General features: G+C 65.1%; 26 protein-coding genes. 9 read left to right on the top strand and 17 right to left on the bottom strand.

Going from position 1 to position 20,382, the window contains the following annotated elements; genetic code table 11:
- Positions 1 to 207: 207 nt before the first annotated feature.
- The gene (locus L0B83_RS08310; RefSeq protein ID WP_234757941.1) at positions 208 to 1,011 is read right to left on the bottom strand and encodes an IclR family transcriptional regulator; all 804 of its coding nucleotides are present in this window, start codon (positions 1,009 to 1,011) and stop codon (positions 208 to 210) included.
- Between the two features lie 309 nt (positions 1,012 to 1,320).
- On the opposite strand from L0B83_RS08310, the gene L0B83_RS08315 reads away from it, so the two are divergent.
- Together L0B83_RS08315 and L0B83_RS08320 are read left to right on the top strand one after the other, a co-directional pair.
- Complete coding sequence (locus L0B83_RS08315; protein ID WP_234757942.1) at positions 1,321 to 2,793, top strand: amino acid permease; 1,473 nt, start codon at positions 1,321 to 1,323, stop codon at positions 2,791 to 2,793.
- An 82-nt stretch (positions 2,794 to 2,875) separates the two neighbouring features.
- The gene (locus tag L0B83_RS08320; RefSeq protein ID WP_234757943.1) at positions 2,876 to 3,511 is read left to right on the top strand and encodes a LysE family translocator; all 636 of its coding nucleotides are present in this window, start codon (positions 2,876 to 2,878) and stop codon (positions 3,509 to 3,511) included.
- A 27-nt stretch (positions 3,512 to 3,538) separates the two neighbouring features.
- Here L0B83_RS08320 and L0B83_RS08325 read toward each other — a convergent pair whose 3' ends face one another.
- Positions 3,539 to 4,186: a hypothetical protein gene (locus tag L0B83_RS08325; RefSeq protein WP_234757944.1), complete on the bottom strand. Its 648-nt coding sequence runs from the start codon at positions 4,184 to 4,186 to the stop codon at positions 3,539 to 3,541.
- A 257-nt stretch (positions 4,187 to 4,443) separates the two neighbouring features.
- Here L0B83_RS08325 and L0B83_RS08330 point away from each other — a divergent pair, with 257 nt between their 5' ends.
- Positions 4,444 to 4,728, top strand: coding sequence for a hypothetical protein (locus tag L0B83_RS08330; protein ID WP_234757945.1), 285 nt, complete (start codon positions 4,444 to 4,446; stop codon positions 4,726 to 4,728).
- Positions 4,729 to 4,730: 2 nt separating this feature from the next.
- On the top strand, positions 4,731 to 4,952 hold the full coding sequence (locus L0B83_RS08335; RefSeq protein ID WP_234758055.1) for a helix-turn-helix domain-containing protein: 222 nt from the start codon (positions 4,731 to 4,733) through the stop codon (positions 4,950 to 4,952).
- Between the two features lie 32 nt (positions 4,953 to 4,984).
- Here the strand turns inward: L0B83_RS08335 and L0B83_RS08340 are convergent, their stop codons facing one another.
- A complete protein-coding gene (locus L0B83_RS08340) occupies positions 4,985 to 5,728 on the bottom strand; it encodes a 3-hydroxybutyrate dehydrogenase (protein WP_234757946.1) in 744 nt (247 codons plus the stop codon).
- Entirely contained in the window at positions 5,725 to 7,098 is a 1,374-nt protein-coding gene (locus L0B83_RS08345) for an MFS transporter (RefSeq protein WP_234757947.1), read from the bottom strand. The genes L0B83_RS08340 and L0B83_RS08345 overlap by 4 nt, the downstream gene beginning before the upstream one ends.
- A gap of 129 nt (positions 7,099 to 7,227) precedes the next feature.
- On the opposite strand from L0B83_RS08345, the gene L0B83_RS08350 reads away from it, so the two are divergent.
- Entirely contained in the window at positions 7,228 to 8,124 is an 897-nt protein-coding gene (locus L0B83_RS08350) for a LysR family transcriptional regulator (RefSeq protein WP_234757948.1), read from the top strand.
- Positions 8,125 to 8,173: 49 nt separating this feature from the next.
- Here the strand turns inward: L0B83_RS08350 and L0B83_RS08355 are convergent, their stop codons facing one another.
- Genes L0B83_RS08355 through L0B83_RS08370 form a run of 4 tightly spaced genes read right to left on the bottom strand, consistent with a single transcriptional unit; the run spans position 8,174 to position 11,172 of the window.
- Positions 8,174 to 9,076: a spermidine synthase gene (locus L0B83_RS08355; RefSeq protein ID WP_234757949.1), complete on the bottom strand. Its 903-nt coding sequence runs from the start codon at positions 9,074 to 9,076 to the stop codon at positions 8,174 to 8,176.
- A 56-nt stretch (positions 9,077 to 9,132) separates the two neighbouring features.
- The gene (locus L0B83_RS08360; protein WP_234757950.1) at positions 9,133 to 9,399 is read right to left on the bottom strand and encodes a GNAT family N-acetyltransferase; all 267 of its coding nucleotides are present in this window, start codon (positions 9,397 to 9,399) and stop codon (positions 9,133 to 9,135) included.
- A complete protein-coding gene (locus tag L0B83_RS08365; RefSeq protein ID WP_234757951.1) occupies positions 9,366 to 10,049 on the bottom strand; it encodes an O-methyltransferase in 684 nt (227 codons plus the stop codon). Before L0B83_RS08365 ends, L0B83_RS08360 begins: the two co-directional genes overlap by 34 nt.
- Positions 10,050 to 10,104: 55 nt before the next feature.
- Entirely contained in the window at positions 10,105 to 11,172 is a 1,068-nt protein-coding gene (locus L0B83_RS08370; protein ID WP_234757952.1) for a hypothetical protein, read from the bottom strand.
- Between the two features lie 291 nt (positions 11,173 to 11,463).
- Between L0B83_RS08370 and L0B83_RS08375 the strand changes: the two genes are divergently transcribed.
- On the top strand, positions 11,464 to 11,670 hold the full coding sequence (locus tag L0B83_RS08375; RefSeq protein WP_234757953.1) for an antitoxin MazE family protein: 207 nt from the start codon (positions 11,464 to 11,466) through the stop codon (positions 11,668 to 11,670).
- Positions 11,667 to 11,987, top strand: coding sequence for a type II toxin-antitoxin system PemK/MazF family toxin (locus L0B83_RS08380; protein WP_234757954.1), 321 nt, complete (start codon positions 11,667 to 11,669; stop codon positions 11,985 to 11,987). Before L0B83_RS08375 ends, L0B83_RS08380 begins: the two co-directional genes overlap by 4 nt.
- A gap of 80 nt (positions 11,988 to 12,067) precedes the next feature.
- On the opposite strand, the gene L0B83_RS08385 is transcribed toward L0B83_RS08380, so the two are convergent.
- Entirely contained in the window at positions 12,068 to 12,394 is a 327-nt protein-coding gene (locus L0B83_RS08385) for a thiamine-binding protein (RefSeq protein ID WP_234757955.1), read from the bottom strand.
- A 70-nt stretch (positions 12,395 to 12,464) separates the two neighbouring features.
- On the opposite strand from L0B83_RS08385, the gene L0B83_RS08390 reads away from it, so the two are divergent.
- The gene (locus L0B83_RS08390; RefSeq protein ID WP_234757956.1) at positions 12,465 to 13,085 is read left to right on the top strand and encodes a TetR/AcrR family transcriptional regulator; all 621 of its coding nucleotides are present in this window, start codon (positions 12,465 to 12,467) and stop codon (positions 13,083 to 13,085) included.
- Between the two features lie 54 nt (positions 13,086 to 13,139).
- On the opposite strand, the gene L0B83_RS08395 is transcribed toward L0B83_RS08390, so the two are convergent.
- From L0B83_RS08395 to L0B83_RS08410, 4 genes are all read right to left on the bottom strand, one after another.
- On the bottom strand, positions 13,140 to 13,451 hold the full coding sequence (locus L0B83_RS08395) for an AzlD domain-containing protein (protein WP_234757957.1): 312 nt from the start codon (positions 13,449 to 13,451) through the stop codon (positions 13,140 to 13,142).
- Positions 13,448 to 14,200, bottom strand: coding sequence for an AzlC family ABC transporter permease (locus L0B83_RS08400; RefSeq protein WP_234757958.1), 753 nt, complete (start codon positions 14,198 to 14,200; stop codon positions 13,448 to 13,450). Before L0B83_RS08400 ends, L0B83_RS08395 begins: the two co-directional genes overlap by 4 nt.
- The gene (locus L0B83_RS08405; protein ID WP_234757959.1) at positions 14,197 to 14,691 is read right to left on the bottom strand and encodes a DoxX family protein; all 495 of its coding nucleotides are present in this window, start codon (positions 14,689 to 14,691) and stop codon (positions 14,197 to 14,199) included. The genes L0B83_RS08400 and L0B83_RS08405 overlap by 4 nt, the downstream gene beginning before the upstream one ends.
- Positions 14,692 to 14,777: 86 nt before the next feature.
- Positions 14,778 to 15,665, bottom strand: coding sequence for a glycerophosphodiester phosphodiesterase (locus tag L0B83_RS08410; protein ID WP_234757960.1), 888 nt, complete (start codon positions 15,663 to 15,665; stop codon positions 14,778 to 14,780).
- A gap of 200 nt (positions 15,666 to 15,865) precedes the next feature.
- On the opposite strand from L0B83_RS08410, the gene L0B83_RS08415 reads away from it, so the two are divergent.
- Positions 15,866 to 17,071: a DUF445 domain-containing protein gene (locus tag L0B83_RS08415; RefSeq protein ID WP_372461178.1), complete on the top strand. Its 1,206-nt coding sequence runs from the start codon at positions 15,866 to 15,868 to the stop codon at positions 17,069 to 17,071.
- Between the two features lie 175 nt (positions 17,072 to 17,246).
- Here the strand turns inward: L0B83_RS08415 and L0B83_RS08420 are convergent, their stop codons facing one another.
- The 4 genes from L0B83_RS08420 to L0B83_RS08435 are packed head-to-tail and all read right to left on the bottom strand — an operon-like array spanning position 17,247 to position 20,316.
- Entirely contained in the window at positions 17,247 to 18,104 is an 858-nt protein-coding gene (locus L0B83_RS08420) for a 5-oxoprolinase subunit C family protein (RefSeq protein WP_234757962.1), read from the bottom strand.
- The gene (pxpB, locus tag L0B83_RS08425; RefSeq protein WP_234757963.1) at positions 18,104 to 18,796 is read right to left on the bottom strand and encodes a 5-oxoprolinase subunit PxpB; all 693 of its coding nucleotides are present in this window, start codon (positions 18,794 to 18,796) and stop codon (positions 18,104 to 18,106) included. Before pxpB ends, L0B83_RS08420 begins: the two co-directional genes overlap by 1 nt.
- Complete coding sequence (locus tag L0B83_RS08430; protein WP_234757964.1) at positions 18,780 to 19,529, bottom strand: LamB/YcsF family protein; 750 nt, start codon at positions 19,527 to 19,529, stop codon at positions 18,780 to 18,782. The genes pxpB and L0B83_RS08430 overlap by 17 nt, the downstream gene beginning before the upstream one ends.
- Positions 19,513 to 20,316 carry a hypothetical protein gene (locus tag L0B83_RS08435; protein WP_234757965.1) on the bottom strand — a complete coding sequence of 268 codons (804 nt, stop codon included), beginning with the start codon at positions 20,314 to 20,316 and terminating at the stop codon, positions 19,513 to 19,515. Before L0B83_RS08435 ends, L0B83_RS08430 begins: the two co-directional genes overlap by 17 nt.
- Between the last annotated feature and the right edge of the window lie 66 nt (positions 20,317 to 20,382).

The raw sequence follows: 20,382 nt of genomic DNA on the forward strand, positions 1-20,382 counted from the left end.
CCGCGCGCGGCCTTGACCGGACGAGCTCCGGTAGTGAAATCAGCGGGTGCCATGATGACTCCTTCGTCTCTGGAAGTTGCTAGGTGGAAGTGCTTCTGTATCCAGTAGAGCCCCTCGGCAACCGTCGAGGAACGGCTTTCAAGTGTGTGGTGTCCGGGATTACAGACTCGATCAATCCCACCAGAAGAGCAGTTGGGCAGGGGCTCCCTAGGCAGGGCGTCCGTGGATGCGCACCGAGAGTTCGTCCGCCGTTTTCTGGATACGGGCGGCCAGTGCCGGCCATTCCTCGGCCGGCACCCGGTCTTCGAGGAACGTCACGGCGACTGCCGCCGTCGGCCATCCCAAATGGTCCTTGACGGCAGCGGCGACGGAGCCGAAGCCCGGCGTGACTTCCCCGTGTTCGGTGGCGTAGCCGCGCTGCCGGACCTGATCCAGGTGCGAGGACAGGGCCGAGTACTTCATGATGGGTGATTCCATCTCATGCCGTGCGGTAAAAGCCGCAGCATTCGGATACAGGGCCCTGACCTGCGATTTCGGCAGCGCGGCCAGGATGGCGCGCCCGGTGGCCGTGAGGTGGCTCGGAAGCCGGACCCCGACGTCGGTCACCAGGGACGGGCGGTTCTTCGCACGCTCCTCAACAATGTAGAGAACATCCCGGCCATGCAGCACCGCGAGGTGTGCGCTTTCGCCGATCGCATCCACGAGGGCGGCGAGCATGGGGCGGCCGAGCCGCGACAAAGGCTCTTGCCGCGAGTAGGCCGAACTGAGCTCGAACGCACTGATGCCCAGTCCGTAGCGCTGTTCCTCATGGAGGTGCAGGACGAAGCCGTTGGCCTCCATGACGCCAAGCAAGTGGTAGACGCTGGATCGCGGCAGTCCGAGCGCGGACGCAATATTGGACGCTGCCATCGGGCCGCGCCTGGAAGCGAGCAGCTTCAGGATGCGCAGGGTGTTCTCGGCAGCGGGGACCTTGGAGGTGGCCCTGCCTTGGGTGGACGGCTGTGTGGTCATGGCTCCTCTTCGAGTGCACGTTAATACCCGGCAGGCCTGTCCGCCACCACAGCGACAGACCGCGTGTCCGGGATCCCGTACTTAAGCGTGCGCTCCTCGCGACGGTCCGGAAAGCCAATAGAAACATGAAGATGTCTGGAATACCAGACATTTCTCACACTCCGGCGCTTTCCATGGCGAGCACCGGCCATGCGACCCGCCCGGCGTCTGAGGACCGAGACAGCGATGCCCCGTGAGGCCCATCACAGCCCTCCCGGGGATGGTCTGCTGGTTAATAGTCCCCCTCCCCAATGACGAGAAGGTTTCCGCATGCAGCAAGCACCAACAGCCGTGAGGACATCACCGGCCAAAGCCGTTGAAAGCGCGGTTGGCACCGCGCTGAGCCGCGGTCTCAACGTCCGCCACATCCGTTTCATGGCCCTCGGATCAGCCATCGGCACAGGCCTCTTCTACGGCTCTGCCTCCGCCATCCAAAAGGCCGGCCCGGCGGTTCTCTTCGCGTACATGATCGGCGGCGCCGCCGTGTTCATGGTGATGCGCGCCCTTGGTGAAATGGCCGTGCGCCATCCCGTCTCGGGCTCGTTCGGCCAGTACGCCAGCCGCTACCTCGGGCCGCTGGCCGGGTTCATCACTGGCTGGACCTACGTCTTTGAAATGGCCATCGTGGCGATCGCGGACGTGACGGCGTTCAGTATCTACATGGGCTTCTGGTTCCCGCAGGTGGACCGATGGATCTGGGTCCTGGCGATCATCCTCCTCCTAGGCGCCATGAACCTCCTCAGCGTCAAGGTCTTCGGCGAGCTCGAATTCTGGTTCTCGCTCATCAAGGTGCTGGCGATCATCGCGATGATTGCCGGCGGCGCTGCGATCATCGTGTTCGGTTTCCACTCGGGCAGCGGCGGCCCGGCACCCGGGCTCGGTAACCTCGTTGACCACGGCGGCCTGTTTCCCAACGGATTCGAAGGGCTCCTCGCCTCGTTCGCCGTCGTCATGTTCGCCTTCGGCGGGATCGAAACGATCGGCATCACGGCAGGCGAGGCCGCAGACCCCAAGAAGGTCATTCCGCAGGCCGTCAACACTGTCCCCGTGCGCGTCCTGTTGTTCTATGTCCTGACCCTCAGCGTGCTCATGAGCCTGTTTCCCTGGGATGAAATCGGCAACAATGGCAGCCCGTTCGTGCAGATCTTCAGCGGCCTCGGCATCCCCGCTGCGCCGCACATCCTGAACGTGGTGGTCATCACCTCGGCCCTTTCGGCGATCAACAGCGATATTTTCGGCGCCGGCCGCATCCTCTTCGGTCTCTCGCAACAGGGACACGCACCCAAGAGCTTCGGCAAGATCTCGCGCCACGGGGTTCCGTGGATGACAGTGGTCCTGATGGGCGGCATCCTGCTGGTGGGCGTGGTCCTCAACGCCGTGATCCCCGAGGACGTGTTCCTGGTAATCGCCTCGATTGCCACCTTCGCGACCGTCTGGGTGTGGGTCATGATCCTTGCATCGCATGTCGCCATGAAACGGGAGATCAAGCGCAAGGGACTTCCGGCGTCGGAATTCGCCTCGCCGTGGTGGCCGGCCGCTTCCGTGCTGACCATCGCCTTCATGGCCCTGGTGATCGTGATCCTTGGCGTCTTCGAGGACACCCGCGTGGCCCTCTACGTCGGCGCCGTGTGGCTCGGGCTGCTCGTTCTGGCCTACAAGCTGTGGGTCCGCGGCGGCGGCCGCGTCCGCGCCGACCTCGTCGATGAGACAGCGTCGCTTCCCGTGGTCGCGAAGCGTCCCTAGCGCGCCTGATGAGGACCAGGACGACGACGGCGGCACGCCACCAGCCATCGACCGTCACCACAGGCCAGCGCTATCATCAGGCATGGTTCCCTTCACGAATCTCCTTGCTTTTGCGCTGGCCGCCCTGGTCCTCATCGCCGTCCCCGGCCCAAGTGTGCTGTTCGTGATCGGACGTTCCCTCGCCCTGGGCCGCAAAGGCGGGCTCCTCAGCGTCCTGGGGAACGCCTTGGGCATGATTCCGCAGATCATTGCCGTGGCACTGGGGGTCGGTACGGTCCTGGCCCAGTCGATCGTGCTGTTCACCATCATCAAGTTCGCTGGCGCGGCCTACTTGATCTACCTCGGGGTGCAGGCGATACGTCACCGCGGCGGCCGTTCGACGGCGGCCGGCCCGGCGCCGTCGCGGTCCATGTGGCGTCTGATCCGCGAGGGTTTCATCGTCGGTGCGAGCAACCCGAAGTCGATCGTTTTCTTCGTGGCGGTGCTGCCCCAGTTCGTGGAGTATTCGAGCGGCAGTATTCCCCTTCAGCTCGCCGAGCTGGGGGTTGTTTTCCTGCTGATTGCGCTGATTTCCGACAGCATCTGGGCCCTTGCCGCAGGCACCGCACGCCACTGGTTTGCCCGTTCGCCCCGCCGGATCTCCACGTTGGGTGCCACGGGCGGCGTCATGATGATCGGGCTCGGCGGAACGCTGGCCTTCACAGGCGCCAAGTCCTAGGCCGCAGGATCATAGCCAACACCGGACTCAGCCTGCAGGAAGCCAATCCACCAGCGAGTCCGAGTCGTGGACCCGGCATACCCGCTCGCTGTCCTGGGCAGGACCATCAGCAAGCTTGAGGGTGATCTTCATGAGGATGTCGTGCGATGCCACGCCGGAAGCCGACGTCGACTGCGCGGGGTTTCCGGAAAAGGCGATGGAGACCACGGTGAACGGCCGGGGCACCACGGTTCCGGTCACAATTGACGAGTGGGCTGCATCGCTTTGCAGCCGGGCCGTGCAGCTGTCCTTAATGCGTTGGATTCCCGCTTCGTCGAGCCCCTGCTGCACAGGAGCAGGCGCCGCGGGCGCGGGAACAGGCGCCGCTGGCACCGGGGCATCGGGCTTGGCACTGTCCGCCGGGGCGGGGACTGCGGCCTGACTTGAAGGCGCAGCGCCGGCGGAAGCCGTCCCGGCCGACGCATTGGGGTTTGGCGCTGAAGCCGTGGCACTCGGCGTCGCGGCTGTCGTACCGGCGGGGGCAGGCGCGGAAGAAGACGCGCCGACTGCGGCTGGCGCCGCGGCGCCAGCATTCGAGCCCGATGAAGTCTGCGTCGCGTTGAGGGTGATCGCCCCCACCAGCCCGACCGCCACCACTCCCGCAACGACAATTCCTGTTTTTGCAGCCCGTCGCATAGTTCCCCCTCCCAGATCTGACGGAACATTTGCTCTGAGCGTATGGACTGTCCGCCCGGCCTGGCATGCGTAACCCCTACCCGTCTTTTGACCCTGGTACTCGGTTCACCACCTGCTCCCGCCGGGATCCTTATCCGAGTAATGGTGAGAGTGACGTGAGTGGACCATGTGCCATAACGGGTGCAAGTCACTCATGTGCTGCTTGGGGACGGCACCTACGGTTGGGGGAGATCGCGACTTGCAAAGGAGGGGTTCCGATGATCGATCCGTACTCAAGGCACGCTGCCCGGATGCGCAAGCAGCGCCGTCATGCGCTGGCTTCGCAGCTTTGCCGCGTATTTTCGAGGGCAGCCAAACAGGCCAAGACGGCTGTTTCCCCTTTCAAGGTGGGCGACTATGTAGCCGGGGACGATCCTTTCAACGGATCCCAGGAAGGGGTGGTAGCCATCATCACAGGCCCATCAATTGGATTGAGGACGGCCGCGCCCAAGGGTGGCACCTTGGTCTATTACGACTACCGCCAAGTGAGGAGGCCGTGGTGAACATGTCCGCCATGGGTGTGCCGTCCAACCGGTTCATGACCATCGCCGAGGTTGCCGAGGCCTTGCGGGTATCCAGGATGACCGTCTACCGCCTCGTGAACTCGCACGCCATCCATGCCGTGCGGTTCGGCCGGTCATACCGTGTTCCCGAGTCGGCAGTGGAGTCGTACATCGAGCACTCCGCCGTGGATGAGGCCGATCCAGAGACTGACGGGGAACCGTAAGGGTCCTCGGTTTCACCACACCCACGGGACAGCTACCGGGCGGACCAGCCTCCGTCCATCGTGTAGCTGGCCCCGGTGACCATGCCGGCGTCGTCGGACGCTATCCATGCGGCCAGCGACGCGACCTCCTCCGGCTCCACAAGTCTCTTCACGGACGATTCCGTCAGCATGACCTTCGCCAGGACCTCCGATTCCGGGATGCCGTGCAGGATTGCCTGGTCCGCGATCTGCTTCTCGACGAGGGGCGTACGAACGTACCCCGGGTTGATGCAGTTGGAGGTGACCCCGTGCGGACCGCCCTCAAGGGCCGTCACTTTACTGAGCCCCTCAAGCCCGTGCTTGGCTGAGACATAGGCGCTCTTGAACGCCGAGGCCCGCAGGCCGTGGACCGAGGAGATGTTGATGATCCGGCCGAATCCGTTGGCGTACATGTGCGGGAGCGCGGCCCTGACGAGCAGGAACGGCGCTTCGAGCATGAGGGTCAGGATGCGGCGGAAGTCTGCCGGTTCGAACTCCTCGATAGGGGCGACCTTCTGGATGCCCGCATTGTTCACGAGGATGTCGCAATCCAGGCTGAGCCCCGCGAGCGCCTCGGTGTCGAGCAAGTCGACGGTCCAGGCCGTGCCGCCCAGCTTGTCGGCGAGGGCCGCGGCTCCGGCGGCATCGACGTCGGCCACCACGACCTTCGCCCCGCGCGCTGCGAGAGCCGTGGCACACGCCGCTCCGATGCCGCTGGCACCACCGGTGACAAGGGCCTTGCGGCCTTCCAGGGTCATGCCCGGGCACCCGCGAGGCCGTGGCGGACGGCGTCGTCGTGATCGACGTCCTTCAGCGCGACGCCGCGGGTCTCCTTGAGCGTCAGGACGACGACGGCGGTGATCGCGCACGTGATGACCAGGTAGACGGCGGTGGGCATCCAGGATCCGGTGTCCTTGAGCCACTGGGTCGCCAGCAGCGGGGCGAGCGAACCGGCGAAGATCGAGGTGACCTGCGAACCGAGGGAGACTCCCGAGTAACGCATCCGGGTGGGGAAGAGTTCGGTCATGATGGCCGGCTGCCCGGCGTACATGAAGGCGTGCAGGCAGAGGCCGATGGTGACGGCGGCAACGATCACCACGGGGTTCTTGGTGTCGAACATGGGGAAGGCGAAGAACGGCCAGGCGGCGCAACTGATGGCACCGACCAGGTAAACCGGCTTGCGGCCCCAAGTGTCTGCCAGCCGGCCGACCTGCGGGATGACCACGAAGTGGACAACGTGCGCGATCAGCAGGGCGAGGAGCAAGGACGAGGTGTCGTACTTGTCCACGGTCTTGAGGTAGACGATGGAGAAGCTCACCACGAGGTAGTACATGATGTTCTCGGCAAGCCTGAGGCCCATGGCCTGCAGGATGCCCTTGGGGTACTTGCGGATGACCTCGCCGACGCCATAGCTGATGGCTTGTTCCTTCTCCACCTGGGCCTTCGCTTCGAGGAAGATCGGGGCCTCGGTCACGTGGGTTCGGATGTAGTAGCCGACGAAGACGATCACCGCGGAGAGCCAGAAGGCCACGCGCCAGCCCCAGCCGAGGAAGGCTGCGCTGCTCAGGGTGGTGGACATGATGAACAGGACCAGCGTGGCGAGGAGGTTGCCGACAGGAACTGCGGCCTGCGGCCAGCTCGACCAGAATCCGCGGGATTCCTTGGGACTGTGCTCGGCCACGAGCAGAACTGCGCCGCCCCATTCGCCGCCGAGCGCGAAGCCCTGGATGAAGCGCAGTGCGACGAGGATGGCGGGCGCCCAGTAGCCGAGGTCGGCGAAGCCCGGGAGGCAGCCCATAAGGAAGGTGGACACGCCGACAATCACGATGGTCAGCTGCAGCGTGGGCTTGCGGCCGAGCTTGTCGCCGATTTGGCCGAAGACGATGCCGCCCAGGGGCCGGGCCACGAAGCCCACCGCGTAGGTCAGGAACGCCTGGATGATGCCGTCAAGGTCGTTGCCCGTCGGCGGGAAGAAGTACTTGCCGAAAACCAGCGTTGCGGCGGTGGCGTAGAGAAAGAATTCGTACCATTCCACCACGGTGCCCACCATTGAGGCGGCGACGATCTTTTTGAGGCCTGCGCCTTTGCCGGTGGCGGCGCCGGCTGCGGAGCGCTGTTCTACGCTCATGTCCATCTCCTTAGTGTCCACACTGACACGTACTGTGATCCACAGCACGAAATGCTCCAATGAGTATTGCCGCACACTTCTGTTCCTTCAATAGCCAAAATGGCACCATATGTGTGCAGAATTGCAGATATGAATCCGAATCCCGATGACCTCCTCGTCCTCCTCGCGGTATCGCGTTCAGGTAAGTTCACGACGGCGGCCCAAGCCTTGGGACTGAGCCACACCACCGTTTCCCGCAGGATCGCCGCGCTTGAGAAGGCACTCGGCGGCCGCGTCCTCGCGCGGGCGGCAGGCGGCTGGGAAGTCACGGAACTCGGAGCCGAGGCCGTGGGCGTGGCGGAGCGGATCGAAGCGGCGGTGGGCACGCTGGGACCGGAGGACCGCGCGCCGGACCCTATTGCCGGCGTCGTGCGCATGACCGCGACCGACGGTTTCAGTGCCTACATCGCGGCACCGGCGGTGGCCCGGTTGCGGCGGCTGCATCCCGGCCTCACCGTGGAGATCATCACCGTGACCCGGCGGGCGCTCCAGCAGCGTTCCGGCCTGGACCTGGAAGTAGTGGTGGGCGAACCGCAGGTGCACCGGGCCGAGGCCGTGCTGTTGGGCGAGTACATGCTGGGAATGTATGCCTCACGCGAATACCTGGCCCTTCACGGCGTCCCCGGCACGGTGGAGGAGCTGACGAGGCATCAGCTGGTCTATTTCGTTGACTCCATGCTGCAGGTGGATGATCTCGATGCCCCTCGCCGGCTGGTCCCCTCCATGCGCGACGGCTTGAGCTCCACCAACGTCTTCGTCCATGTGGAGGCGACGCGGGCCGGGGCGGGTATCGGCTTCCTGCCGTGCTTCATGGCGGACCGGCACCCGGACCTGGTGCGATTGCTGCCCTCGAATTTCGCGGAGCTGCTCCCCTACTGGATGGTCCTGCGTCCCGACTCGATGCGCCGCCCCGCCGTCGCCGCCGTCGTGCACGCCCTTCAAGAGGAGACGGCCGCCCACCGCGAGCTGCTCCTGGCCCGCCACTAACGATCATCGACTGCTGAGATGTGGTCGTTTTGGGCGCCCTAAACGACAGTTACGGAGCAGTCGATGGGGTCGGCAAGGGGTCGTGCCGGATCTGGGCGCCGACGGCGAACGCCCGCACCTTGGCGTCGTTCCAGACATGCGCGGGCACGGCCCCGCCGAGGAGCTTCCGAGCAAGTTGGGGGTCATCGCCGAACGGCTCGTGGCTGCCCGCCATGATCATGTTCCCGTACCGCCGGCCCTTGAGCATCGCGGGGTCGGCAATGATCATGGTGTGCGCGAAGGTGTCTGCGATGGTTGCGGCATCTTCGCGGGCGTTCTTGAGGTCAGGCGCATCTCCGGAATTGACCACGTAGAGGCCGCCTGGCGCGAGCACTTTCGACGCGTGCTCGTTGAATTCGCGGGTTGTGAGCGCTCTCGGGGTGAGGGCGCCGGAAAAGACGTCCCGGATGATGAGGTCGCGGGTGCCGGGAGTCAGGGTCTCGGTGACCGCCCTCGCTTCGCCCACCCGGATCCGAAGCAGCGGGGCCTTGGGAAGGTCGAACCAGCCGCGCACGTATTCGGCCAGCTTCCCGTCGAGCTCCACCACCACTTGCCGTGCATCCGGGTAAGCGGCGTGGAAGTACCTGGCAAGGGAACATGCTCCGCCGCCGAGATGCAAGGCACGCAACTTCGGCCTGGACGAGGGCGGCCACTTGGATTCCACCAGGGCCGCAATCCAGCGCATGTACTCGAAGTCCAGGAACAGCGGCTCTGCCACATCGATGTGCGAGCTCATGACGCCGTTGATCTTCAGGAGCCAACCGTTGGAGTTGTCCGGGTCGGCAACGAGTTCGCAATCGCCCGTGTCGATGTAGTAGACGCCCTCCACGGGACCGTTCGGCCTTGTGCCCGCGGGAACTTCGATGACCCCGGCAGCCTGCCAGGGGTCCCTGCCCTTGCCACGCTTCGCCACTACAGCCGCCCTCTTCCGGTCATGCTTCAACCCTAGTTGACGCCGCGGCCTTGCGGTCAGCCCCCGACGGCGGCACGCACCATCCGGATTTCCGGCAGCTCGTGCCACTCCGGCGGCAAAAGCTCGCGTGTTCCGTCCGGCCGGAAGCCGTTCTTGCGGTAGAAAGCCTGGGCACGCGGATTGTCTTCAAGCACCCAAAGAAAGGCGGCAGAGTTGCCGATCACGGCGTCGACCAATGCTTGGCCGACACCCAAACCGTGCACGCGGCGCAAGGTGTAGAGCACCTGCGTCACACCACCCGCGCTATCGCGAACCCGTCCCATCCCTTGGATCCAACCGTTTGGATGGCCGTTGCGTCGAGTCGTGGGTCGTTGCCCATCATCTCCAATGCCCCCACGATCCCCGGAGCGTTCACCTCGTCCATGGATGGATCCAGGATGGCGCCCTCCCAGATGACGTTGTCCATCACGATCACCGTACCCGGCCTCCCAAGCCGAATGGCCCAGGCCAGATAGTTGGAATCGTTCTCCTTGTCGGCGTCGATGAAGACGAAGTCGAACGGGCCGTCGCGCGTGGGGTCGTCGGCCAGCGCCGAAAGTGTCTCCAGCGCGGGGCCGATCCGGATGTCCACTTTGTGCCCGATCCCTGCCATGTCGACGTTCGCCCGGGCCATTTCAGCGTGTTTCGGGAGGTATTCGCACGTGACCAGCTGGCCGTCGTCGGGCAGTCCCTGGGCCATCCAGATCGCGCTGAAGCCGGCCAAGGTACCGATTTCCAGTACGCGCCGCGCACCCGATAGCTGCACCAGCATCTTGAGCAGCTTGCCGGCGTTGGGCGCCACTTCGATGGGCGGCATCCCGGCGTCGAGGGCGGTCTGCACGGCGTGATTGAGCGCGGCGTCCGGGCGCACGACGGCGGTGGACAGGTAATCCTCGACGGCCACCCAGCCGGGCTGGGCCTTGTGTTCAAACATGGCCCCAGTCTGGCACCGGAGATGGGAGGAGGGAAGGACCGGCCACTCCCCTTGGTCAGGGGTGCCTGTTCCCGTCCAGGGGGATCGTGTCTGTCGTTGTTTCTTTCGCCAGGGGGTCGAGGGTGCAGTCACTCTTGACGTTGATTCCGCTCTTTCCTTTGGAGGGTGAAAATACAACTCGCGTGCCTAAAGGAGAGGTGGCGCTGAGATCGATCCGTTGATTTTCACCCGGCCACGGCACTGCCCCTTCGATGGTGTAACCGAGGGCTTCCCAGTGGGCTTTCATCGACTCGACCGCAGCCTTTGGATCACTGACAGGGCCGCCTTCAATATTTGTGTAGTACTGATTTCCGTCTTCCCGGGCTTTGACGCCGCAAGCGGGGGCGTTGTAGCCCGCGACATGCTGGCGGTTCCATCGCGGGAATGTTGTTCCGGAATGTTGGACGGCGTCGTCGATGGTGTTGAGGAAATCAGTGAAGACGTCCTTGGCCGGCCGGGTGCCCGTCGAAAGGTTTGGGGCGCCGGTAGTGCTCATGGGTCCTCCTCCGCCCGTTCCACCCAGAGGGACTGTCTCAGTAGTTGTCTCTCTCGCCAGGGGGTCGCGGGTGCAGTCACTCTTGACGTTGATTGTCGAGCCATTGGTAGACGCTCCGAAAACAATTCGGACGCCGGCCGGTGTCGTTGCACTCAAGTCGATGGCTCCAGCGGGACCCGGCCAGGGCACTGCCCCTTCGACGGTGTAACCGAGGGCTTGCCAGTGGGCTTTCATCGACTCGACCGCAGCCTTTGGATCGCTGACAGGGCCGCCCTCTCCCACCACGGCGTAGCGGTGGCCGTCCTCCTTCGACTTGATCGCGCACGATTCCGTGCTGTAGCCCGCAGTCCTTTTCCGGTCCCACCCGGGGAACGTTGTTCCGGAATTTTGGACGGCGTCGTCGATGGTGTTGAGGAAATCAGTGAAGACGTCCTTGGCCGATCGGGTGCCGTCGAAGGGGGCGGTGGTAGTGTTCATAGGTCCTCGTCCGGACTGGGTGGCAGCGGGCGCGCAGCCGGCCAATGCCACGGCCGATGCGACGGCGAACAAGGCAAGCAGGTGGCATGCGGATCGGGTGGGGCGAGTCATGATGGTCAAGCCTTTGGTCAGGGTTGCGGACCTGCACAGCCTCCACGGGCCACGAGCCGCCAATGACCGGCATCGCCCGCTCGACAGCGCGCCGCGGTCCGGTGCCGGAAAAACGTTCAGTGCCGGAAACCAATTACTAAATCGACTTTACAAAGATGCCGAACGAACCGCAACCCCACCCAACTCCCCGGTCCAAAAACCGCTCGTAGTTGCCCCGTGCGCTTGCGGATCCGTCGTTTGGAATCGCATCGCGCTCTACCACCCGCACGTGTTACATGAAACAATGGGATTATGGGTGTGAAGGATCGAGTCAGTGAGCACAGGCGCCGGATGCGCGAAGCAGGCTTCCGGCCGATTCAGGTGTGGGTCCCGGACACCCGCTCCAAGTCCTTCGCCGAGGAGGCGAAGCGGCAGAGCGCCATTGTGGCGGAGTCCGACCGGCACGAGGACATTCACGAGTGGATCGACACGGTTTCCGTGTCCTGGGACGAGGAGTGAGGGGCGAGATCTGGACGGTGGCTGGCGGGGGATACGCCTCCAAGCCCCGACCGGCGCTGGTCATCCAGGATGACCGGTTCGAGGACGTGGGCTCCGTGACGGTAATCCCGCTGACCTCCACCCTAAAAGACGCACCGCTGCTGCGGATCCCGGTGGAGCCCTCCACCCGGACGGGCCTGACGCAGAAAAGCCATCTCATGATCGACAAGCTGACTACCGTGCCCCTGGCCAACGCTCACAAGCGGTTGGGGCACCTGACGGCAACGGAACTGGTCGCAGTGGAGCGGGCACTGCTGGTCTTCCTTGGCATTGCCTGACCGACATCTCCGCACGGCGCGGCGCGCCCGAGCCATGAACCGCAACCCCGTCCAGCTCCCCAAGCACGCCAGGAAGCGGCCTACCCCTCGTTGATCGCACGCTCCAGTCGCTCGACCTTGCCCGTGATCTCGCCCGTATAGCCCGGCCGGATATCCGCCTTGATCACCAGGGAAACGCGGCTTCCATACTTGCCCACCGCCTCGGTAGCGCGCTTCACGACGTCGAACACCTCATCCCACTCACCCTCGATGGTGGTGAACATGGAGTCCGTCTGGTTGGGGAGCCCGGATTCGCGGACGATTTTCACTGCCTCGGCAACGGCGTCGTGCACTGAACCGTCAGCGGAGGCGGATACGGCGCCAGCAGCGGGCTGGCCGGACGGGGCGACTGAGAAGGCAAGCAACATGAATTCAGTCTTTCACGCGCAAGAATGTCACAAAAGTGATTGGAGCCCCTCCGTTGCTACTCTGAGCAGCATGGACCGGCCTTTGGAACGCAAGCCACTGAGAGCTGACGCTGCGCGCAATGTCGACAAGATCATCACGGCAGCCCGCCAGTGCTTCCGCGAGCTGGGTCCGGAGGTACCGCTGCAGACCATCGCCACCACCGCAGGTGTTGGCCCCGCTACCCTGTTCCGCAACTTCGCAGACAAGGAACAGCTCGTCCTGGCCGCCCTGTCGCGGCAACTCAGGCTTCATGTGGACCCGGTCGTGGAAGATGCCCTCGCGGGCATGGATGCCGCCATCGGACTCATCAACGTGATCGACGCCGTGATGCAGGTTGCCAGCGAAGACGCCAACCTGCTGGGCGCCGTCGCCGGCCGCCGCGGACTCTTGGTGGGCATCACGGGCGGCTTGATCGATTCCATGGGCGAACTGCTTCGCCGCGGCCAGGGCCAGGGTTCGCTGCGCCGGGACATCTCCATCGAGGACATGGTGCGCCTTGTTGCCATGCTGATCGGCGCCGTCGACACCATGGAACCGGGGTCGCGCGCTTGGGAACGGCCGGTTGCGTTGCTTGAGGACGCCATCCGCACCGAACGCCCGTCCCGCCCCCTGCCCCAGCAGACCCCCATCCCCGGGATGGCTTTCCAGTAACCAGCGCACGACGGCGGCACTCACCGCGGCGACCGCCGTAACCGCGCGCCGTGGTCAGCGCCAGCCGAGCAACCGCAGGCCGGCGGCCGCCGCCGATCCGACGATCACCACCACAAGGAACGGGGCGCGGAGCCAGAGCGCGACGGCCCCCGCCGCCAGCGCACCGAGCCGGGCGTCGAAGGCCAGGGATTGGCCGGATGCCACCGCGTTGACCACGGTCAGGGACGCCAGCAGGCCGATGGTCATGGTTCCCGCGACCCGCATCATCCGGGGACTCCGCAGCAGTTTCGCCGGCACGAAATAGCCCGAAAGTTTCGTGAGGTACGCCAGCCCGCAGGCGAGGAGGATCCAGAGCCAAAGGTTCATTCGGCGCTCCATTCGCGAGCGGCGGCGTCAGCGCTTGAATGGCCTTGCGGATAGGGGTCGACGTCCGGCTCCATGCCTTCGTCGCTGCGTGCGTGGCTGAACCAGCCGATGGCCCCGGCCACGACTGCGGCCACCAGGATGGGTACGCCCGCCGGAACGAACGGGACCGCGATGATGGTTGCGAGGGCTGCCGTTGCCGCAATCGCCCAGGGCTCACGGCCCTTGAGCCGCGGCCAAAGCAGACCGAGGAACGCCGCGACGGCAGCGCCGTCGAGCCCCCACTGTTTGGGATCGCCCAACGCATCGCCGGCCAGCGCGCCGACACCGGTAAAGATGTTCCACAGCACGAAAATGCCGAGCCCGGCGGTCCAGAAGCCGCGGCGCTGCTCGTCGGAATCGCTTTGGCCCGAGGCGGTGGCCGTTGATTCGTCGATCGTGATGTGGGCTTGCGGGTACTTGAGCCACCCGACCGGGCGCAGCAGCGCGTTCATCTGCATCCCGTAGATGCCGTTGCGCAAGCCGAGAAGTGCCGCTGCGGTCATGGCCGCAATGCCGGAACCGCCGCCGGCAACGACGCCGATGAAGGCGAATTGCGAGCCTCCGCTGAACATGAGCAGGCTGAACGCCATGGTCTGCCAGAAACTGAATCCGGAGGCTGAGGCCAGCGCACCGAAGGAGATGCCGTAAAGACCGGTTGCGATGCTGATGGAGACGCCCACCTTCACGGCCGGTGATTCGAGGAGTTTCATGCGGCCCGTTTCGCTCCGCCCAAACTCCACGCCCACAGGATCAAAGGGAGCTGCAGGGGCAGGCGCAGTGTGTGGATCCGGCGTGCTGACGCCGTTCCACCCGGAGAATAGGCGCGGCGGAGGGCGTCCACGTGGCCGGCGAGGAATGCGGTGAACATCAGCGTGGTGCCGTGGGCTGCGGCCTTGCGCGTGCCGGGGATGAGGAGCCCGACGGCGGCAGCGGCCTCAAGCAGTCCGCTCGCCGCGATCCACTCCTCCCGGGACATGACCGCCAAGGGGCCGTTCGTCGGTGCAGTTACGTTGGCGCCGTTTTGGCCCGCACCGACTTCGGCCTCGTCCGCCGGGGGATCAATGCGGCATAGATAATCCGGGACCACCGGGGCGTAGAAGTCCGGCTCCTGGAAGTGCTTCCTGGCGCTGACGAGCAGCAGTGCACTCAGGGCCGCCGCGGAGATTGTCTGGGTTGTCCGGGCCGACCACGAAAAAGGCATGTATTCATGCAACCACAGCCCTGCCCGACGAGGTAACCGCGGGACGCCGGCCACAATGCGGGCAAGTCACACTTGGCAGTCGGACCTTAAAGCTGGGCCAGGACCTGCGCCGGTTTGTTGGTGGTGATCTCGTGGATGCCAAGCCCTTGGCACAGGGCGACGTCCTTCTCGGAGTCGACGGTCCAGACCCGGAAACGGCGGCCTGATTCCAGCCAACGCTGGACGGTGCGGGCATGCTTGCGGACGTAGTCGATGCCCGGGCCGGCCAGTCCGACCTCGCAGTCGTCCAGGATCCGTTCGCCTTCCTGCTGTGCTGCCTTCATCACGTTGGCCACCGCTCCCCCGGTGAAGACTCCCAAGCCGAGTTCATCGCGGATTTCTTCCACCGTGACGTCGTCGACGAGCTGGCAAATATGGTCCGCAGGAACGAACTGGAGCAAGTGCTTGACTGAATCCGGGCTGAAACTCATGAAGGAAACCTGGATGTTGTCCAAGGTCGACGTCTCGGCGTCCCAGCCTTCGTTCCTCAGGATCTCCAGGACGCGGTCCTCTAGCTTGAGCTGGTACGGGCTGGGGTGCTTGAGCTCGATGGCCAGGCCAATCTCCCGGCCGGCGCCGCGCAGGATCTCCAGCAGCTCAGGAAGTGTCAAGAGCTGCTCCGATTTTGCGCCGAATTGCTCCGGGATCCGGGCGCCCTTCCACGAGGAGAAATCAAGGTCCCGCAACTCTTTGAGCGTTCTCTCGGCCACCGGCCCGGTGCCGTCCGAGGTGCGGTCCAGGTTCGCGTCGTGGAGCAGGACAACATGCTGGTCCCGCGTCAGGTGGACGTCGCACTCGACGCCGTCCGCGCCGTCGGCGATTGCCTTCAAGTACGCGGCGCGCGTGTGCTCCGCGAATGCAGCGCTGGCCCCGCGGTGCGCGTAGACCTTGGGCCGCGGGTTGTAGTCCGAAGGGTTCGCTTCGTCGTTCGTCATGGGGACACGGTAGCCCACCCGGTCGTCCGCTACGGGGCTACGCTGGGCACATGCAGGTGAATTCTGAACAAATCCCGGTGACAAACAGTGGCCGCCCGGAAAACGCAGCTCTGCACGAAGGCGCCGACGCGGGCGCAACGGCGTTTTCCGGCGTCGGGCAACGGAACGGCGACGCCGAAAAGGCCGCTGCCCTGCGTCGGATGAAGTCGGTGGCGCTGGCGCTCCTGATTGTGATGGCAGTGGTTTTCGCTGCCGCGTTTGCACTGCAGAAACAGTATCCGTGGCTGGAGTACGTGCGTGCCGCTGCCGAAGGAGGCATGGTTGGAGCGTTGGCCGACTGGTTCGCAGTCACCGCCTTGTTCAAATACCCCATGGGCTTGAAAATCCCGCACACGGCCATCATTCCGCGGCGCAAGGACCAGATCGGCGCTTCGCTCGGGGAATTCGTGGAGACCAACTTCTTGTCGGAGCAAGTGGTCCAGGAGAAGCTCGCGAGCCTGGACATTGCCAGGAAAGCCGGTGCGTGGCTCGCTTCCCCGGGCGGGCCGGAGCGTGTGGCGAAAGAAGGTTCGGCGCTCATCCGTGGCGCGTTCACCGTGCTGAACGACGACGACGTGCAGGCAGTGATCGAGGGAATGGTCCGCAAGCATCTGCTCACTCCGCCGTGGGGACCTCCCGTGGGCCGCATGGCGGAGCGGATCTTTGCCGAAGGGCACCACCATAAGCTGGTTGACATGCTGGTTGACCGCGCGGCCGATTGGGTGCAAGCAAACCACACCACGGTGAACCGGCTCGTGTCCGACCGTTCACCGCTCTGGGTTCCATCCTTCGTGGACGACATGGTGGGCGACAGGGTCTACCACGAGATCTCCAAGTTCGTCCGGGCGGTGCAGAAGGATCCTCACCATCAGGTACGCCAGTCGATCGACGCCTACCTCGCCGACCTCGCCCACGACCTGCAGTACGAACCCGTGATGATCGCCCGGGCTGAGACGATCAAGGCACAGGTCTTGGGAGACCCGGAGGTTCGCGAGCTCGCCTCACGGGTGTGGGGCACCATCAAGGTCGCGCTCCTCACCGCCGTCGACGATCCCGACAGCGAGCTCACCCAACGTTTCAAGAACGCGGTGTGGGACTTCGGAGCGCGGCTGGTCAAAGACGACGAGCTGGCGGGCAAAGTCAATGCCTGGATCGGCGACGCTGCCGGGTACCTCGTCAAAACGTACCGTTCCGACATCGCGGGAGTCATCACAGAGACCGTCGCTCGCTGGGACGCCGAGGAAACCTCGCAAAAGATCGAGCTCCAGGTCGGCAAGGACCTGCAATTCATCCGCATCAACGGCACCGTGGTGGGATCGTTGGCCGGCCTCGCGATCTTCACTGTGGCGCACCTCGTGTTTGGCTGACGCGGGCCTAGTCCGGCACGCCAGCACGGGACATGCCCACTCCGGCCCCTGACCAACGGACATAATCCCAATATGCCCACTCCCCGCACCGAAGGCAGCGCATGTCCGGTGCACGGTGCGCCAATATGCCCACTCGTCGCACCGAACGCAGCGCATGTGCGGTGGAGGGGAACGTTCAGCCCAGGAAACGGATTCGCTGCCCGGGGCGGGCTTGGCCCAACAGGTCCAGGTCCGTGCGACGCACCACGGCAATCACGGGGTAGCCGCCCGTCACGGGATGGTCTGCCAGAAACACTGTAGGAAGGCCCGACGGCGGCACTTGAAGCGCGCCGAGCACCATGCCTTCGCTGGGAAGTTCCTCGAGCCGGACCTGCTTGAGCGGGCGGCCCAGCAAACGGGCGCCGATCCTGTTGGAATCCGGGGAAAGTGTCCATTCCTGGCTGACAAGCCGGCGCCATGAATCGTCGTCGAACCAGTCCACCCGGGGTCCCGGATCCACTCGCATAACGATCACCTGCCCGGGATCGGGAGCCCGTCGGACGGCAGGTAACGGGTCGGAACCGTTGCGCACCAGTTCCCGGCCGGTCCCCAAGTGCTCGCCCGAGGTCAACGGAGCGGGCCCCTCACCGGAGAGCATGTCCGTACTCCGCGAACCAAGCAGTTGAGGGGCATCGATGCCGCCCTGTACCGCCAGGTAATAGCGCAGCCCGAACAAGGGAGCGCCAAAGTCCAGTACCGCGCCCGGGGCCGCACGTACGGCTTGGTTCAGCGGAATCTCGGGACCGTCAAGGGTCACGATTCCCTCGGCACCCGTCACCGCAACGGTCGACGCCTTGACGATCCGCAGGCGAAGCCCGCCCAGCAGAATCTCCAGTCCCGCCGCCCCCGCGGGATTGCCCACGAGCAGATTCGCGAGGCGAAGCGATTGCCTGTCCAAGGCGCCGGAAGGACTCAGCCCCAAGGAAGCCCAGCCCGGCCTGCCAAGGTCTTCCACCAAGGTGAGGGGGCCGGGCTTCACCACCACAATCCCCATCAAGCCTCCACGAAGCGGACCCGGTCACCGGGCCGGATCAGCGCGGGCTCGGCCTTGGACGCATCCCACAGTGCCGCCGTCGTGGTTCCGATCAATTGCCAACCGCCCGGGGAGGATCGAGGGTAGACACCGCTGAATTCGCCTGCGAGGCCAACAGAACCGGCCGGAACGGCGGTGCGTGGAGTGTTGCGACGCGGAACGCGGAGCCTCTCATGGGTGGTGACCAGATAGGCGAAGCCTGGCGCGAAGCCGGAAAAGGCCGCCGTCCACTCCGAGCTTGTGTGAAGTTCGACCAAATCGGCCGTGCTCATGCCGAGGAACTGTGCCGTTTCGGCAAGGTCCGGGCCGCCGTAGGAAACCTCAAGGGTCACCTCGCGTCCGGTTCCGGCGACGACGGCGGCCGGCTCGGCGGCTTCCAGCCAATCGCGGACCTCCGAGGGACGGATCATGTCGCGATCGAAGGTGACCAGGACCGTTCGGGCCGCGGGAACGACGTCGACAATCCCGGCTGGCAGGGGCCTGTCACCGGAGACTCCGGTGAGGCCGCGGTAATAAGCGATCACCGCGGAGAGGCCGGGCAGTTCAACGAGGAACGCGCTGTCTCCGCACGGCAGCAAGACGCGGCCGCTGCGATCGCGGGAAGGCACACCGCCCTGGTCCACGGAACCCAGAACCTCAGGCGAAGGATTCAATCTCCACACCGGCTTCCTCTAGCCCGGCGCGCACCGCCGCAGCCAGTTCGACTGCACCCGGGGTATCACCGTGGATGCACAACGAATCAGGCTTCACCCCCACCACTGTTCCGTCGACCGCGAGCACTTCGCCCCGCAGCGCAAAGCGCACTGCACGCTCGACTACCGCGCCGACGTCGTGCACCACCGCGCCTTCCTGCGAGCGCGGCACCAACGTGCCGTCCGGCAAGTAGCCGCGGTCCACGAAGGCTTCCCGGAACACCGGGTGCCCGGTCTCCCCGGCGAGGCGCAGGAACGCGGAGTGCGGCAGGCCCAGGACGGGGAGCCCGGGATCGTAGGCGTGGATGGCGGCAACCACGGCTTCGGCCTGCTCAGCGTCGTTGACGATCCTGTTGTATAGGGCGCCGTGAGGCTTCACGTAGTCAACCGAGGCACCCACGGCGTGGGCCATGCCGTCGAGCGCACCGAGCTGGTAGAGAACGTCGCCGAACAGCTCATCGAAGGACATGTCCATTGAACGCCGTCCGAAGCCGTGCAAATCCCGGTAGCCCACGTGGGCGCCCACCCGGACGTCGAGCTCGAAGGCGGCGCGGCAACTGTCCAGCATGGTGACCGGGTCCCCGGCGTGGAAGCCGCAAGCGACGTTGGCGCTGCTCACGATCCGCAGGATCGAGGCGTCGTCGCCCATGGTCCATGAGCCGAACGACTCGCCCAAATCAGCGTTGAGATCCAATATTTCCGCCTTCCAGCGCGTTCTGGCGGGCGGCTGGAAGCAGCTCGCCCGGGATGGTGTCCGGCATCGGACCGAATGCTTCCCTGGCAGAGGCCGCTACCGCACGGCCCATGATGCGGTTCCCTACCCCGCCCACTACGGCACCCACCCCGAACGGCAGGGCACGGCCAAGAAGAGCGGCGCCCTGGCGCTGGACGAGCCGCTTGAGGAAGGCCCGCTGGATGGCGCCGCGAATGACCCGGAATCCTCCGCCGGGCAGATCCTTGGTGATGGTTCTGCCCCAGGCCTGCGTGATTCCTTTGCCTTTGCCGAGCGATTGCCCGCTGAGCGCACCCAGCAGCTCCGTGCCTTCCTCGCCGAGCATGATCGCCATGACCATGGTTCGGGCCCGGTCCGGATCGGTGAGTCGGATGCCGTGGAGTTCAGCCAGGGAGGCGGCATAAAGCGCGGTCGCTTCCAGGAAGCCGATGGTTGCAACTGCGGAAAGGCCCAGCGAAGCAGCGGTCCCGATACCGGGCACGACGGCGGTTGCCCCGACGGCGGCTCCCCCGCCGGTGACTGCGGTGAGGTAGTCGTGCTCCAGCTTGGCGGCCAGCTGTGCTGCCGTGGCCCGCGGGTATTTGCGCTGCAGGCGGCGCAGGTTCGCCAGCACCAGTGGACGCTGGACCTCGACGGCCCGAAGCAGCATGTTGTGGACTCCGGGCTTGGCATTGCCGCTGGCGTCGAACATGGCATGGTAGGCCGTTTCCTGCGCAATCCTTACTGCGTGGTTGCGTCGCTTTGCCATTCTTCACCTCTGCATTCAGCCGTTGAATTCGTTCGGTAGTTCCTTGCCTAGCCTAGGCCACACGCC

The sequence above is a fragment of the Arthrobacter alkaliphilus genome, from assembly GCF_021483235.1.
Lineage (GTDB): Bacteria > Actinomycetota > Actinomycetes > Actinomycetales > Micrococcaceae > Arthrobacter > Arthrobacter alkaliphilus.